The organism is Pseudomonas sp. MWU349, assembly GCF_017947325.1.
In the GTDB taxonomy this organism is placed as follows: domain Bacteria; phylum Pseudomonadota; class Gammaproteobacteria; order Pseudomonadales; family Pseudomonadaceae; genus Aquipseudomonas; species Aquipseudomonas protegens.
The window spans coordinates 1,466,332-1,480,790 of record NZ_JAFEVP010000001.1 but is presented as its reverse complement, the minus strand read 5'-3'; the positions used below and the strand labels follow the sequence as shown (position 1 = coordinate 1,480,790).

The window sequence follows — 14,459 nt, the reverse complement described above, 5'->3', positions numbered from 1 at the left end:
AGACCGCCGCGCCCGGGCAGCGGCGCGCTGAAACTGCGCACCCTACCGGTTTCCTGAAAAAAAGTCCCAGGCCGCATGCAACGGCCCGGGATGGGCGCTTCAGCTCACTGGCCGACGAACCAGCGGTAGTAGGGGTTGCCGGCATCCACCTGGAGCAGTTCGCGGATCTCCCGGGCCCAGGCTTCGCGGTCGCCATCATAGGCGTGCAGGCTGGCGCGGTAGAACTGCATCAGGTTGCGGCTTTCCTGGTTCATCCGCTGGCGAAACTCGGGGCTGACATTCACCAGCACCGGTGGATGACGCAGGTTCAGCAGCTCCGGCAGAACCCGGTTGATTTCCCGTGGCCGCACCCAGGGGGCGTACTCGATGCGCGGTCGGTCATCGGTGACCGCCGGGGCATCGCCGGCAAAGTGCTGCAGGCCATCGCGGTCGCTGACCCAGGTGGCCAGCAGCGCCTGGGCGGAATTGACCCCGACTTCCCCCAGGGCGCTGCGCACGCCGTCCTGGGCAAAGCGCCGCTCGATCCTGCTCGCGTCCAGCTCGATGGGGTCCAGGGAGCCCACCAGCAGCATCTCGTGGAACTCGCTGGTCCACAGGGTGGCGTAGGGGAAGACCTCGAGGAAACTCTGCACCAGGGCGCGGGAGTCTTCGGTGTTCTGGGTCGGCAGGGGCAGCCACTGGGCCACCAGGCCCTGGGTGTTGAGGCGCCGTGCGGCCAGTTGGTAGAAGTCCCGGGAGTACAGGTTGACCACCCCGGCAGCGGAGGGCGGCGGCGGTTCCAGGGTGATCAGGTCGTAGTTCTGCGGGCTGCGCAGCAGTTCCTGGCGCCCGTCCTGCAGGCGGATCTGTATGCCCGGGTCGCTGGCGGCATTGAAGTTGCCCTGGAACAGCGGCGCGGCTTCCAGCACCGCCGGCAGCAATTCCGCCACCACCCGCTGTTCCAGCCCCGGGTAGCGCAGCAGGGCCCCGGCGGTGATCCCGGTGCCGAAGCCGATCACCAGCGCCGAGCGCGGTTCGCCGTTGTGGATCAGCAGCGGCAGCAGGGCCTGGATGCGCATGTAGCGCAGTGACGGCATGGCATCGCCGGTGTTCGACACGCCCTGGATATACAGGCGATGGAAGCGCCGCTCGGGCTGGCCCTGGGTCACCACCGCCACCGTGGCGCCGCGGCCTTCCTGGTAGAAACTCAGTTCGGCGTGGCGGGCCCCGGGCAGGAGTTGCGCCAGGCGCTGGGGCGGGGTCAGCAGGGCCACGGCCAGGGACAGCAGCCCCAGGGCAATCACCCCCTGGCGCCGGCCCTTGTTCACCCCGGGGCCCTGGCGCACGGCAAGCAGGCCCACCAGCGCTGCGATCAGCGCCAGCAGCCCCAGGGTGCGCACCAGCCCCAGCCAGGGGATCAGCACGAAGCCGCACAGGGCCACGCCAATGATCCCGCCCAGGGTGTTGCAGGCCAGCACGGCGCCAACGTCCCGGCCCACTGCGCGGCCGTCACAGCACAGGCGCAGGGCCAGAGGGAAGGCCGCCCCCAGCAGCAGGGTGGGCACGAACACGATGCACAGCGCGGCCACGGCAAAGCGCCCACTCATGCCCAGCAGCGGGCTGCCCCCCAGGCTGAGGATGAGGGCTTCGACCTGGGTCTGGGCGAGGATCAGCCAGCGCCCCAGCAGCGCCATTTCCAGCAGGGCCAGTAGCCCGGCACCGGCAATCAGCAGGCCGAACAGGCCCCAGGGGTCCCGCACCCGGTCGGCCCGCGGGGCCATCAGGCTGCTGCCCAGGAACAGCCCGCCCAGGTAGGTAGCCAGCACTACGGCAAAGGCATAGGTGCGGGTGCTCATGAACGGCACGATGGACTGCGACCAGACCACCTCGTAGCCCAGGGCCACGCCGCCGGCGAGGCTGTACAGCAGCAGGGCCAGGCGTGCCGGCCGCGGGTTGCTGGCCAGTTTTGCCGGTGCGCTGGCGGGCAGGGCCTGCTGTTGTTGCAGGGCCAGGGCACCGAGGGCCGCCAGCAGGTTCAGCAGCGCGGCGGCCAGGGCGCTGCCGCGCACGCCGAGGGTGGCAATCAGCACAAAGGCGCTGAGCAGGGTGCCGGCAATTGCCCCGGCGGTGTTGGCTGCGTACAGCCTGCCACCGGCGCGGCCCAGTTGCCCCGGGTCGGCCGCCAGGGCTCGCACCAGCACCGGCAGGGTGCCGCCCATCAGCACCGCCGGGGCGCCCACCAGCAGCAGTGGCAGGCCCCAGGCCAGCACGCCCAGGTGCAGGGCCAGTTCAGCGAAGGGCGCGGCGGCGCCGGCCAGGGCCAGGGTCGCGCCCACGGCCGTCAGCGCCACCAGCAACTCCAGCAGTGCGTACAGGCGCCAGGGATTGGCCACCCGGTCGGCCAGGCGGCCGAACAGCCAGCCGCCCAGGGCCAGCCCGGCGAAGAAGGCGCTGATACCAGTGGTGATGGCATAGACCTCGACCCCCACCACCAGGGACAGTTGCTTGATCCACAGCACCTGGAAGATCAGCGCCGCAGCGCCGGAGACAAATAACAGCAGTGCCGGAAACCACTGCGCGCGGGTATCGAGGCTGTGGCTGGCAAGGTGTGGCCGCGAGAGGGGAGAACTCATGTTCCATGGCCTTATGCAGAAAACGAAATGCCCTACGGATGGGCAGGTGCCGGAGTCCCGGCGAATGCGGACTCAAGCGTAGTACAAGACTGGCGGACGTCTTCGTCGGCAAGCCGACTCCTACAGGGAATATGCGTACCCGCCCGTAGGAGCTGGCTTGCCAGCGAAGGCGTTGGCGAGAATGACGCAGGGCTCGCGGGCCTCTTCGTCGGCAAGCCGATGCCTGCTGTGTGGGGGGAGAGGCCGCCCGGAGGGCCGGGCGGCGTCGGGTCATTGGGCCGGTTGAGCCTTCATTTTCTCGGCGATCTTGGCATCCACCGCGGCGCGTATCTGGTCGATGCTGAAGCTCGCCGGTTTCTGGCTCGGTGGGTACTCGATGAAGGTCTCGAGGAATTTCGCCGACTTGGTCACCGCCACCCCGGCCAGGTAGACGTTCTTGGTGTTCCAGTCATAGAACTGGTCGGACACCACGTCCGCCCGCTCGTAGGGGTCCATCCGCAAGTTGAGGATCTTCGGCACCCGCAGGCATACGAACGGCTCGCTCCAGACCCTGAACCCGCCGGGCTGGCGCTGCTCGCAGAACACCACTTTCCAGTTGTCGAAGCGCATCGACACCAGCACCCCGTCATCGTTGAAGTAGTAGAACTCGTGGCGCTCTCCCTTGGGCTGCTGGCCGGTCAGGTAGGGCAACTGGTTGAAGCCGTCCAGGTGCACCTTGAAGCTGGCGCCACCGGTGGTGGGGGCCCAGCCCTTGAGCAGCTTGTCCTTGACCCCGCTGTCGCCGGCCGCCGCCAGCAGGGTGGGGAACCAGTCGAGCCCAGAGAACATCTCGTTGGAGACTTCCCCGGCCTTGACCTTGCCCGGCCAGCGAACCATCGCCGGCACCCGGTAGGCGCCTTCCCAGTTGGAGTTCTTCTCGTTACGGAACGGCGTGGTCGCCGCATCCGGCCAGGAGAACTGGTTGGGCCCGTTGTCGGTGGTGTAGACGACGATGGTGTTGTCGGCGATTTTCAGGTCGTCGAGGGTCTTGAGCAGTTTGCCCACATCGTTGTCGTGCTCGACCATGCCGTCGGCGTATTCGTTTCCGGGCATGCCGCTCTGGCCCGCCATGGACTCGCGCACATGGGTGAATACGTGCATGCGCGTGGTGTTCATCCAGACGAAGAACGGCTTGTCGGCCTTGGCCTGCTTCTCGATGAAGGCCTGGGCGGCGGCGGTGGTTTCGTCGTCGATGGTCTCCATGCGTTTCTTGGTCAGGGCGCCGGTGTCCTCGATCTTGCCGTCGGCAAAACTGTGGATCACCCCGCGTGGCGAGTTGGCCTTGACGAAGTCCGGGTCGTCCTTGGGCCAGTAGGGGCGCTCGGGTTCCTCTTCGGCGTTGAGGTGGTAGAGGTTGCCGAAGAACTCGTCGAAACCGTGGGCGGTGGGCAGGTACTCATCCCGGTCGCCCAGGTGGTTCTTGCCGAACTGGCCCGTGGCGTAGCCCTGGGACTTGAGCGCCTGGGCGATGGTGATGTCGCGTTTTTGCAGGCCCACCGGGGCCCCGGGGATGCCCACCTTGGACAGCCCGGTGCGCAGCGGCGTCTGCCCGGTGATAAAGGAAGAGCGCCCGGCAGTGCAGCTGTTCTCCGCGTAGTAGTCGGTGAACAGCATGCCTTCCTTGGCGATGCGGTCGATGTTCGGCGTCTTGTAGCCGACCACACCCATGGAGTAGGCACTGATATTGGTCTGGCCGATATCGTCGCCGAAGATCACCAGGATATTGGGTTTCTCTGCCGCCCCGGCTGTTGCCGAGAACGCCATCACCGCGGTCGCCACCAGGGCGGCCTTGGGTAGCCACTTGCGTATGCGAGTCATCTGGCTTGCTCCTTTTTCGGGTTCGCTCGCCTGGGGCGAGCCACGTTGAGTGCTGTCCTGCCTTACGTCTGTTGTTGCTTCTCCTGTGGTCATTGCGCTTGCTCGGGTGCCAGGGGCTCGAAGGGGTAGATCCGCCGCCATTCGGCGGCCATGTCCACCAGCGTCCAGCCGTGCTGCTGTGCTTGGTCCAGGGCCTGGTCCAGGCGCCCGACCGGGGACTTGCGGTCGTAGGCCCACTCGCGGGCTGCGTCGGTGTGGTGCACCAGGGCCATGAACCGCTTGCCACTGCCGGCGGCGGTCCACTGCAGCATCTGCAGGTCGCCGTCGGAGTTGCCGAAGGCCAGCAGCGGGCGCCGGCCGATGATCCCGTCGATGCTTTCCGGCTTGCCCGGGCCGTCGTCGTTGTGGGCCAGCTTGGCGGTGCGCAGGATCGACGGCTGGCCGTCCTGGAACTGCCACTGGGTGACGAAGTTGCTGCCGATCACCTGTTCCGGCGGGATGCCGTAGGCGCTTTCGGCGAAGGCGCGCATAAAGGCGGTGTCGCCGCCGGAGACGATGTAGGTCTTGAAATCCTGGCTGCGCAGGTAGTCGAGCATCTCCAGCATGGGCTGGTAGATCATCTGGTTGAACGGCCGCCCGGTCTTCGGGTGGCGGGCCTCGGCCAGCCAGCGCCGTGCATTGTCGATAAAGGCCTCGCTGCTGATGCCGGTATGGGTGGCGCCGATGATCTGCAGCAGGCCGTGCATGCCGCTGGCGGCCAGGGCCTGGTGATCACCTTCGAGCACGGCCTGGAACGGCTGGCGGGTCTTCCACTCGGGGTGCTGGGGCGCCAGGCGCTTGATTTCGTCGAAGGCGAACAGCACCTCGAAATAGGCCGGCTGCTCGCTCCACAGGGTGCCGTCGTTGTCGAACACGGCAATGCGCTCAGCGGGTTTCACATAGTCCGGGCCGCCCTGGGTGGTTACCGCCTGGACGAAGGTGAGAATGCCCTGCTTGCTCGGGCCGTCCTTCCATGAGGGCAAGGGGTCGCTGTTGGCCAGGGCCAGCAGCGGGGCGGCCAGCAACAGCAGCAGGAGGGGCACACGCCAGGGGGCGGGAAGTGTCATGGGAAATCCTTCTCGTGACGGGGGTTGAGGGGGCGCAGGCCGTGGCCTTGAGGAGGGGCTTGGGGCGTACCTTCGGCGTGCAGCGCCGGCAATGCCTGGCGCAGTTGCTCCAGCGCCGCACCGGCGTGGGGCGTCGGGCCATAGCAGGCCTGCAGCAGGGCGCGCAGGCGCGGGCCCAGGCTGGCCAGATCGAGGCGGCCGCTGCTGCGCCGGCACCACAGGTACAGGGCACCCAGTTGCGGTGGCTGCTGCTTGAGCTGGCCCGGCACCTGTTCCCAGGCCCAGGCGGCGGAGCGCTCCCAGGCGGCCTGGCGGGCGGCCCGCCAGTGTTGCCAGGCCTGCTGCCCGCGTTGCCACCAGGGGCGGCCCAGGTACAGCGCCACAACGCCCAGCGCCAGCAGCAGGGCCAGGCCGACCAGGTACTGGGCAATGCGCCAGGGGGGGTGCCGGCCCAGGGCCAGAAGATCGTCGCGGATGGAAAACACCGGCTGATAGCGGCTGGCGGCCGTGGCCTCGAAACTCAAGGCCGGTAACTCGCTGACCTGGGCCCGATGCGCCTGGCTGTTCCACCATTTGATCCGCAGCGCCGGCAGTTGGTAGTGCCCGGGGCGCTGGATCCTGTAACTCAGGCGATCGATGCGCTGGCCACCGCTGATATGCCCGCGACCGTCATCCAGGTTGCTGATGCGCGGGGTCACCGGGTAGGCCTTCAGGCCGGCCACGGCGGCCGTTTGCGGCGGCGGCAGGGACAACCCCGGCGGGCCATCGGCCTGCAGGGTCAGTTCGCGGACCAGGGTGTCGCCCACCGCCGCTGGCGTCGTGGACAAGCGCAGGGTCTGGGTCAGGCGCAGATCATCGGCCACCAGCACTGTTTCCCCCGGGGCGAAGCCCGGCGGCTGGCTGGCGCTGAAGGCCAGGGGCGGGGTCTGCGCCGACTGTTCGGCGCTGGCCTGGGCCGGGGTGGCGCGCACCACCAGGGGCGGGATCTGGAACGAGCGGGCCTGTTGCGGGGTGATCCGGTAGCGGTAGCGCATGCCGAAGAACGGCTGCCCGTCGAGGGTCTGGTTCAAGTGCTCGGCTTCGCCGTCGGGGGCCAGCACCAGGGCCCCGGGCAGTTGCAGCTCCGGCAGGGTCGCGGCCTGGGTGAACCAGGTATTGGTCAGCACATCGACCTGCAACTGCAGGGTTTGCCCGACCATCACCGAGGTATCGGGCTGCAACTGGGCCTGCACCCGCAACTGCGGCTCTGCCGCCAGCGCCTGCCAGCCCCAGAGCATCAGCCCAAGCGCCACTGCCCACAGACCTCTTAAGGCTACAGGGTTCATGGCGTCACCTGCGGCGTGGTGTTGGCGTGGTCTTGCAGGCTGAACTTCTGCCGCAGGAACGCCGCCGGGGAGGTGCTGAGGTTCTGCAGCCAAAGCTCGTCGCTGGCGGCCTGTTGGGTCTCGACCTTCTTGCTCTGGCCCTTGCCTGCGGGCTTGTCGAACCTGATGGCATCGGGCTTGACCTCGGGGGCGTTCTGCTGCGCGCTCTCGGTGTCTTTTTTCAGCGCCTGGGCCAGGGCCAGGTTGGCGCGGGCCTCGGCAAACCGGGGCTGCAACTTCAGGGCTTGCTGATAGGCGGCGATGGCCTCGTCGAACTTGAAGCGCCGCACATGGATATTGCCCAGGTAGAAATACGCGGCGGCGCTGTCCAGCCGGGCGAAGCTGGCCAGAGCCAGGTCGAAGTCCGCCGCCTTATAAGCCGCGATGCCTTTCCAGTAGGGGTCGGTGAACAGCGCGGCGGCGGCCGGGTAGTGGCCGTGTTCGAAGGCCCAGCGGCCTTGCTGGTCGGCACTGAAGAAGGTGTCGGCCAAGGTATTGGCCCGGGTCGTTGGCGCTTGCAGGCTCAAGCCCAGGCCCAGCAGCAGGGCACCCAACCAGTTCAGGCTCCAGCCGCGGCGCACGCAGCAGAACGCCAACAGCAGCAGTGGCCAGCACAGCCAGTAGCCGGCGTCTTTCCATTGCAGTTGCCGGTCGGGTGCGCTGGCCGCGGTGAAATGCTGCTGGGCATGCAACTGCACCCAGTCCAGGTCGTCGTCATTCAGGGTCAGGCTGCCCAGGGGCGCGTCGCTGGCGGCGGCCAGTTGCTTGAGCGCGGCGCTGTCGAAACGCCCCAGTTGCGGGCGGCCGTCACTGTCGGTGAGCGGCTGGCCGTTGGCGTCGCGGATGATCCCGCCGTCGCTGCTGCCGGCTGCGAGGATCAGTACCTGCAAGGGGCTGCCGGCCAGTTGCTGTTTGATCGCCGCCAATTGCGAGGTGTCGGCGCCGTCGCTGATCAGCAGCAGGCTGCCGGGGCTGTGCTCGGCCTGGAGCAGGCGCTGGGCTTGCCGGATCACCCCCAGCACATCCTTGCCCGGGCGCTGGATCAGATCGCTGCCCAGGGCCTGGATGAAGCTGTCGAGCAAGGCCGGGTCGTCGCTGGCCGGCAGTACCAGGTGGGCGCTGCCGGCGTAGGCGATCAGCCCGGTGCGGGCGCCACGGCGTTGCTGCACCAGTTGCTGCAGCTTGTGCTTGGCGGCCTCCAGGCGGCTGGGCGGCAGGTCGCTGGCGTTCATCGAGGGGGACAGGTCAAGGGCGATGATCAGCGGTGCGCGGTTGTGCAGGAAATCCGGGCGGTCCTGTTCCCAGGTGGGGCCGGCAGCGGCCAGGGCGCCCAGCACCAGCAGCGCGCTGAGCAGATGCACCGGCCGCAGGCGCTGGGAGTCCTGCGGGGTGACCAGCAGGTGTGTCAGCAGGTGTGGGGCAATGGTGCCCCGCAGGCGGGCCTGCAGGTCATGCCGGCGCCGCCAGAGCCAGGGCAGCAAGGCCCCGGGAATGATCAGCAGCAGCCACAGGGGGCGCAGCAGGTGCAGGTCGCTGAGGTTGATCTGCATTTCAGGCCTCCTGCGGCGGGCGAACCCGGCTCGGGCGCAGGCGCGGCGCCAGCCAGGCCAGCAGGTGATACAAAGCCAGCAGGCCCAGTGCCGCGCCCAGGGGCCAATGGAACAAATCGCGCTTGGGCTGGTGGCGCAGGGTCTGCACTTGATGGGGGGTGAGGCGGTCGAGGGTGGCGTAGACCTGGTCCAGGGCGCTGCGGTCCTCGGCGCGGAAGTAGCGGCCACCGGTGGTCCGGGCGATCTGCTCCAGGGCCGACAGGTCGACTTTGGCTTCACCTTCGGCGCTGGGGTCCCCGATGCCGATGGTATGGATCACTACGCCTCTGGCTGCGGCCATGGCGGCGGCGTGTTGTGGGGTGATGGCACTGCTGGTGTCGTTGCCGTCGGTGAGCAGGATGAGCACTTTTTCTGGCTCATTGGCCTGTTCCAGCAGCTTGAGCGCCAGGCCGATGGCGTCGCCAATCGCGGTGTTGGGCCCGGCCATGCCGATCCCGCTGTCTTCGAGCAGCAGGCTCAGGCTGGCGTGGTCCAGGGTCAGGGGCGCCTGGGCAAAGGCGCCGCTGCCGAACACGATCAGCCCCAGGCGATCGTCCTTGCGCCGCTGGATAAAGCCCTGGACCACTTCTTTCACGGCGCTCAGACGGTCGATCCGCTGGCCGTTGGCGTCGTTGAAGTCCTGGGTCTGCATCGATTGCGAGAGGTCGATGGCGAGCATCAGGTCGCGCACCGGCCGCTGCTGTTCGAGGGGAGGCTCGACCCACACCGGCCGTGCCACTGCCAGCACCAGCAGGGCCCAGACCAGCAGGTTGAGCAGCAACTGCCCGCGGTTGCGGCGGCTGCCGGACGGTTGCGGCGCCTGGCCGACCGCGCGGCTCATGGCGGCGAAGAACGGCACCCGGACCGCGCTGCGGGCCTCGCGGTAGGCGGGCAGCCAGCGATAGCCGAACCAGGGCAGCGGCAGCAGGAGCAACAGCCAGGGAGAGTCAAGCTGCCACATGATGCTGCTCCACCCAGGTGCGGCACTGCTCGAACAGCTGTTGTTGCTGGGCGGGCGACAGGGCCTGCAATTGCGCCTGGGGGGCGTAGGCCAGCAGGGCCAGTTGCTGGCTGAAATCCTCGGGCAGCGGTAGCGGGCAATGCTGTTGCAGAAAGGCCTGCCAATCCGCCCCTCGCAGCCCCGCCACCCCCCGCGGGCCTGCAGGCGCTGGCTTGCCCGCGAAAGCGCCGCTGGCGGTGGCAAGGGCTTCCCCGGCAGGCCGGCGTCCACGGGATGCGTGGGAGGCGGGGGGCATGGACAGGGCCACGCGCTTGAGCAGTTCGGGCAAGGCGCGCAGGGCATGGATGCGCTCATCGCTGGCTTGCAGCCGGGCCAGTTGCGCCAGCGCTTCGCGCCGATAGGCATCCCGGCGCCAGCGCCAGTAGCGCCGGGCGCCCCAGGCCAGGGCGCCGAGCAACAGCAGGGCCAGCAGCACGGCCCAGCCCCAGGTCTGCGGCAGGTAGGCGGGCGGTGGTGGCAGGGGCATTTCCTGCAACTGGTCGATGCTGGGGAGGGTCGGGTTCATCGCCGCGGCGCTCCCAGCCTGCCCAGCTCGCTGCGCAGTTGCCCCGGGGCCTCCTGGGCCGTGCTGAACATCATCAGCGGCACCTGGCTGCGGCGCAGCAGGCTGGCCACGTCCTTGAGCCGGCCGCTGAGGAAGTCCCCCAGGGGCCGGTGCACCTGGCGCTGCTCCACCGCCAGTTCCACTTGCAGTTGGCCTTGGGTCACCAGCAGCCGGCCGTTGTGTGGCAGTTCCAGGGCCAGGGGATCGTAGACCTGCAGGGCGATCACGTCGTTGTGCCGGGCCAGTTGGCGCAGGTACTGCAAGGTGCGCGGGCTGGTGCCGGCGAAGTCGCTGACGATACAGACCAGGTGGTCGTGGGCGGCGAGGTTCAGGCATCGCTGCAGCACCCGGTCCAACTGCGCGTCGCCCTCATGGTCGGGGTTGCCGGCGTGCAGTTGCTGGTTGTGCTGGACGATCCGGCTGCACAGGGCTTCCACGCGCTTGCGGCTGCGCAGCGGGGCGAGGCTGTCGATGCCCTGGTCGTTGAACACCAGGCCGCCGACCCGGTCACCGGCCTGGAACACCATCCACGCCGCCAGCGCCGCCAGTTCTGCGGCCAGGGCCGACTTGAAGGCCCGCCGCGAGCCGAAGAACATCGACATGCGCTGGTCCACCAGGATCAGCGCCGGGCGGTCGCGCTCTTCGGTGAAGGTCCGCACCACCGCCTTGCCGGTGCGCAAGGTGGCGCGCCAGTCCAGGTGACGCAGGTCGTCGCCGGGCTGGTAGCGGCGCAGTTCGTCGAAGTTCAGGCCACGCCCGCGCAGGCGTGAGGCGTGGTTGCCGGCGAGGATGCTGGCCTGTGGCTGGCGTGCGACAAAGCTCAGGGAACGGGCCTGGAACTCCAGGGCCATCAGCTGGCTCAGGGCGACATAGACCTGCCCGTCGGCTTCGTGCAGTGGCCTTGCCATGGCGGTTCTCCTCAGGCCGGGATGGCCACGCTGTCGAGCAGCAGGTCCAGCACCTGGTCGGCGCCGACGCCGTCGGCCACCGCGTCGTAGCTCAGTTGCAGGCGGTGGCGCAGCACCGGGTGCAGCACCCTGCGCACGTTGTCCGGGCTGACGAAATCCTCGCCCTGCAGCCAGGCATCGGCGCGGGCGCAGCGGTCCAGGCCGATGCCGCCCCGGGGGCTGGCGCCGATGGCGATCCAGCGCCCCAGGTCCGGGTGATAGTCGGCGGGGTGGCGGGTGGCGTTGACCAGGTCGATCAGGTAGCGGTCGATGGCCGGGGCCACGGCCACCGCCCCGACTTCGCGGCGGGCATCGAAGATCACCTGCTGGGACAAGGCAAAGCCCGGCACCCCGGGCGTGGCGCTGCCCAGGGCCTGTTCCTCGGCGCGCAGCAGGCGCAGCACCTGGCTTTCGTCCTCGGGCTGGGGGTAGTCCAGCAGCACCTTCATCAGGAAGCGGTCCATCTGCGCTTCCGGCAGGGGGTAGGTGCCTTCCTGCTCGATGGGGTTCTGGGTCGCCAGGACGATGAACAGCTCGGGCAGGGCATGGCTGGTGCCGGCCACGGTGATCTGCCGTTCCTCCATGGCTTCCAGCAGCGCTGCCTGGACCTTGGCCGGAGCGCGGTTGATCTCGTCCGCCAGGATCAGGTTGCCGAACAGCGGCCCGGGCTGGAAGCGGATCTGGTTCAGTCCCTGTTCCTGGTGCAGCACTTCGGCGCCGGTGATGTCCGAGGGCAACAGGTCAGGGGTGAACTGGATGCGCCGCATGCTGGCCTCCAGGTGCCGGGCCAGGGCCTTGACCGTGCGGGTCTTGGCCAGCCCGGGCAGGCTTTCCAGCAGCAGGTGGCCGTTGCCCAGCAGGCCGATGACGATCTGCCGGATCACCGCTTCCTGGCCCAGCACCGCTTCGCTGATGCTGGCTTGCAGGGCCTGTATATCGTTACGTGCGCTCATGCAAGGTTCCTTGTGCATAGCCATTACCAGGGGGCCGCCACGACCACGTAGCGCAGGCTGCCGCCGATGTATTGCGGCTGGTACCAGGTGTTGCCGCAGTGTTGGTAGGCCACGCCGCTGGCCACCACCGAAACGCAGTCCGGCGGCACGCTGTCGACCTGGGTGCCGATGGCGAATGCCGCGGCGGTGGTGGCGCCGACCACCGCCGCTGCGGCCCAGGGGTGGTACCAGTCATCACCGTGATCGGGCGGTGGTGGCGGTGGCCCGGGCGGCCCCGGATAAGGCTGGGGCCCTGGCCCTGGATTGGGGTGTGGCTCAGGGCCCGGGCCGGGATAGGGATGCGGGCCGGGCCCTGGTCCTGGTCCTGGCCCGGGCCCGGGCCCGGGGTAGGGATGGGGCTGCGGATAGGGATGGGGCTCGGGGTGCGGTCCCGGCTGTGGCGGATGGGGCATGGGGTGCGGCATCGGCCGGGGCTGGGGCATGGGCCTCGGCGCCGGGCCGCCCCCACCGTGGGGCACGACGAAGGTGCGGGCGCCGCCGTTACCACCGCCGCGCAATTGCCAGGCCTGGGCCGCCGACAGTTGCAGCAGGCCAAGGGTCAGGACGCTGCACAGCAACCAGTGATTGCGCTTCATGGCTGTACCTCCCCTTGTGCCCCGCTGCGCTCCAGGCGCCGCAATGGCACTTGCATGGCGCCGGCCGGGGGCTTGAAGGCGAAGCTGGCGGCACTTGGCGCCGGCTTGAGTTGCCAGCGGTAGTCGACGCTGTGGCGCGCTTGCTCGGGGCTGTCGCGGCGGCTGATGACCAGGCGGCAGGGCAAGGGCTGGGGCCCTTCGCGCAGCCAGAGTTGCCAATCGATGTCGCTCTGGCGGAAGGCGTAGTGGGCGCAGCGCTGGTCGCCCAGGGTCTCGCTGGCGATGTACAGCGCCGACGTCAGGCCGACCTTCTGCGCGGTGTCGGCGTCCCAGCGGAACAGGTCCGCCAGGGGCAGTTCGATGCCGTAGCTGTCGCTCAGGCGCTGTACCAGAGCGTCGATGCTGGCGGGCGCCGGGGCCCGGGCATAGTAGTGGCCGCGGCTGTCGTAGAGGGTGAAGGCTTCGCCGTCGTAGTACAGGCTGCGCCCCGCGCCCTGGCTTTCGACACTGACCCGCAGCTTGTCGGGCCGTTGGGCCAGCAGTTCGGTGTGGTGGCGAAATTCCACGGCCTGGCCGCTTTCCAGCAACTGGTCGGTGACGCTGTCGGCCTGGATCGCGAACTGGCGCAGGCTGCGCAGGTAGCTGCCCATCTGCTGCAGGGCGCCGAGGGCACGAGGTTCCAGCTCATCGGCGGCGTGCAGCGGGGCACCGGCCCAGAGCAGGCCGAGCAGGGCGGCCAGCACAGCAGAGAATCGGGCACGGTCGGACATGGCGGGCTCCGTTCAGAACATGAAAGTGGGAATGACCGGGATAAAGGACAGGCGAAAATTCCAGCGGCTGCCGATCTGGTCATCGGGGTGGATCGCCGAGTACTGCACTTCGCCGGAGATCCTCACCGGCAACTTGCCGACGTTGAAAATGCGCCCGGCACCCAGGCCGATGGGGAAGGTCACCTTGTTGCCGCCGTCGGCCTTCCAGTTGACGGTGACATTGGGGGTCATGCCGATCCGCCATTGGGCCGGCCCCGGCAGGGCGCGCTGGATGAAGTACTGGATGTTGCTCAGGCTGACGTCCTTGCGCCGTCCGTCGCCGGCCACCGACCACCAGTGCTGGGGAAACACCCCCAGGGTCCAGTCCGGGCCCAGGTAGGCGGCGACGAAGGCCGGGCCCAGGGAGTACTTGCCGGTGCCCAGCACGTCCTGCTCGGCGGTGGGAAACATCGCCGTCGGCCCCACGCCCCAGACCAGCTTGCCGCCGCCGGCAAAGCGCAGCGGCTCCTTGGGCGAGAACACCCCCACATAGGCCAGGTCGCCAAAGCCGCTGGTGCGCTGGAAGGGGTCTTCGATCAGCGCCGGGAAGTCCCGGTCGCTCAGCACTTCATAGGGGCTCAGGCCCACCAGTTTGCCGGCCTTGCGGTTGACCGGGGCGCTGACATAGCTGATAGGCAGGCGGTTGATCAGGTTCCAGTCTTCCCCCAGGGAGATCGGGAAGGTGGGCATGAAGCTGTATTTGCCCAGGTAGCGCGTGCCGTTGCTATGGGGGCCCTTGAGCGCGGTGTAGTCGAACTGGTTGAACAGCAGCACCAGGTTGCCCACCGGGTTGTCCATCAGTTTGGCGATCTGCTCGGTGGAGGGTTCGCAGCCGGCCTTGACCACTTGCTTGAGGTCGATATCGAAGTTTTCCTGCAACTGCCGACAGGTCTCGGGGTCGCCCTTGGCCGCCGGGCGCTTGCCGTTCTCGCCGAGGGCCGGCAGGTCGTCGGCAAGGGCGGCGAGGCTGCCCAGCAGGGAGGAGCACAGGGCCAACTGGCAAGCGATGCGCATTGGCGATC

The 14,459-nt window shown here is 68.6% G+C and carries 12 protein-coding genes; all 12 read right to left on the bottom strand.

The features are described 5' to 3' along the window. Positions 1–104: 104 nt before the first annotated feature. The 12 genes from KCG88_RS06385 to KCG88_RS06330 all read right to left on the bottom strand — a co-directional run bounded on the left by KCG88_RS06385 (position 105) and on the right by KCG88_RS06330 (position 14,451). Complete coding sequence (locus KCG88_RS06385; protein WP_210711998.1) at positions 105–2,612, bottom strand: fused MFS/spermidine synthase; 2,508 nt, start codon at positions 2,610–2,612, stop codon at positions 105–107. 270 nt (positions 2,613–2,882) lie between these two features. After that, a complete protein-coding gene (locus KCG88_RS06380) occupies positions 2,883–4,469 on the bottom strand; it encodes an arylsulfatase (protein ID WP_011061132.1) in 1,587 nt (528 codons plus the stop codon). An 89-nt stretch (positions 4,470–4,558) separates the two neighbouring features. Beyond that, positions 4,559–5,575 carry an HAD family hydrolase gene (locus tag KCG88_RS06375; RefSeq protein WP_047336693.1) on the bottom strand — a complete coding sequence of 339 codons (1,017 nt, stop codon included), beginning with the start codon at positions 5,573–5,575 and terminating at the stop codon, positions 4,559–4,561. Continuing rightward, positions 5,572–6,900, bottom strand: coding sequence for a BatD family protein (locus tag KCG88_RS06370; protein WP_210711997.1), 1,329 nt, complete (start codon positions 6,898–6,900; stop codon positions 5,572–5,574). The genes KCG88_RS06375 and KCG88_RS06370 overlap by 4 nt, the downstream gene beginning before the upstream one ends. Continuing rightward, positions 6,897–8,489, bottom strand: coding sequence for a VWA domain-containing protein (locus tag KCG88_RS06365; RefSeq protein ID WP_210711996.1), 1,593 nt, complete (start codon positions 8,487–8,489; stop codon positions 6,897–6,899). Before KCG88_RS06365 ends, KCG88_RS06370 begins: the two co-directional genes overlap by 4 nt. A gap of 1 nt (position 8,490) precedes the next feature. Further along, positions 8,491–9,489, bottom strand: a complete 999-nt coding sequence (locus tag KCG88_RS06360) for a VWA domain-containing protein (protein ID WP_210711995.1) — start codon at positions 9,487–9,489, stop codon at positions 8,491–8,493. Continuing rightward, positions 9,476–10,054: a DUF4381 domain-containing protein gene (locus tag KCG88_RS06355; RefSeq protein ID WP_210711994.1), complete on the bottom strand. Its 579-nt coding sequence runs from the start codon at positions 10,052–10,054 to the stop codon at positions 9,476–9,478. Before KCG88_RS06355 ends, KCG88_RS06360 begins: the two co-directional genes overlap by 14 nt. After that, positions 10,051–11,001, bottom strand: coding sequence for a DUF58 domain-containing protein (locus KCG88_RS06350; protein ID WP_047336698.1), 951 nt, complete (start codon positions 10,999–11,001; stop codon positions 10,051–10,053). Before KCG88_RS06350 ends, KCG88_RS06355 begins: the two co-directional genes overlap by 4 nt. A gap of 11 nt (positions 11,002–11,012) precedes the next feature. Next, positions 11,013–11,993 carry an AAA family ATPase gene (locus tag KCG88_RS06345; RefSeq protein ID WP_210711993.1) on the bottom strand — a complete coding sequence of 327 codons (981 nt, stop codon included), beginning with the start codon at positions 11,991–11,993 and terminating at the stop codon, positions 11,013–11,015. 23 nt (positions 11,994–12,016) lie between these two features. Next, positions 12,017–12,628, bottom strand: a complete 612-nt coding sequence (locus KCG88_RS06340; protein ID WP_047286354.1) for a hypothetical protein — start codon at positions 12,626–12,628, stop codon at positions 12,017–12,019. Next, on the bottom strand, positions 12,625–13,398 hold the full coding sequence (locus KCG88_RS06335; protein WP_210711992.1) for a DUF2092 domain-containing protein: 774 nt from the start codon (positions 13,396–13,398) through the stop codon (positions 12,625–12,627). Before KCG88_RS06335 ends, KCG88_RS06340 begins: the two co-directional genes overlap by 4 nt. A 12-nt stretch (positions 13,399–13,410) precedes the next feature. Beyond that, on the bottom strand, positions 13,411–14,451 hold the full coding sequence (locus KCG88_RS06330; RefSeq protein WP_210711991.1) for a hypothetical protein: 1,041 nt from the start codon (positions 14,449–14,451) through the stop codon (positions 13,411–13,413). Positions 14,452–14,459: the final 8 nt, after the last annotated feature.

Excerpts from the sequence above, each read along its gene's own strand:
- KCG88_RS06335 (WP_210711992.1), bottom strand. The coding sequence starts at position 13,398 with ATGTCCGACCGTGCCCGATTCTCTGCTGTGCTGGCCGCCCTGCTCGGC.
- KCG88_RS06385 (WP_210711998.1), bottom strand. The coding sequence starts at position 2,612 with ATGAGTTCTCCCCTCTCGCGGCCACACCTTGCCAGCCACAGCCTCGAT.
- KCG88_RS06350 (WP_047336698.1), bottom strand. The coding sequence starts at position 11,001 with ATGGCAAGGCCACTGCACGAAGCCGACGGGCAGGTCTATGTCGCCCTG.
- KCG88_RS06340 (WP_047286354.1), bottom strand. The coding sequence starts at position 12,628 with ATGAAGCGCAATCACTGGTTGCTGTGCAGCGTCCTGACCCTTGGCCTG.
- KCG88_RS06380 (WP_011061132.1), bottom strand. The coding sequence starts at position 4,469 with ATGACTCGCATACGCAAGTGGCTACCCAAGGCCGCCCTGGTGGCGACC.
- KCG88_RS06365 (WP_210711996.1), bottom strand. The coding sequence starts at position 8,489 with ATGCAGATCAACCTCAGCGACCTGCACCTGCTGCGCCCCCTGTGGCTG.
- KCG88_RS06375 (WP_047336693.1), bottom strand. The coding sequence starts at position 5,575 with ATGACACTTCCCGCCCCCTGGCGTGTGCCCCTCCTGCTGCTGTTGCTG.
- KCG88_RS06330 (WP_210711991.1), bottom strand. The coding sequence starts at position 14,451 with ATGCGCATCGCTTGCCAGTTGGCCCTGTGCTCCTCCCTGCTGGGCAGC.
- KCG88_RS06345 (WP_210711993.1), bottom strand. The coding sequence starts at position 11,993 with ATGAGCGCACGTAACGATATACAGGCCCTGCAAGCCAGCATCAGCGAA.
- KCG88_RS06355 (WP_210711994.1), bottom strand. The coding sequence starts at position 10,054 with ATGAACCCGACCCTCCCCAGCATCGACCAGTTGCAGGAAATGCCCCTG.
- KCG88_RS06370 (WP_210711997.1), bottom strand. The coding sequence starts at position 6,900 with ATGAACCCTGTAGCCTTAAGAGGTCTGTGGGCAGTGGCGCTTGGGCTG.
- KCG88_RS06360 (WP_210711995.1), bottom strand. The coding sequence starts at position 9,489 with ATGTGGCAGCTTGACTCTCCCTGGCTGTTGCTCCTGCTGCCGCTGCCC.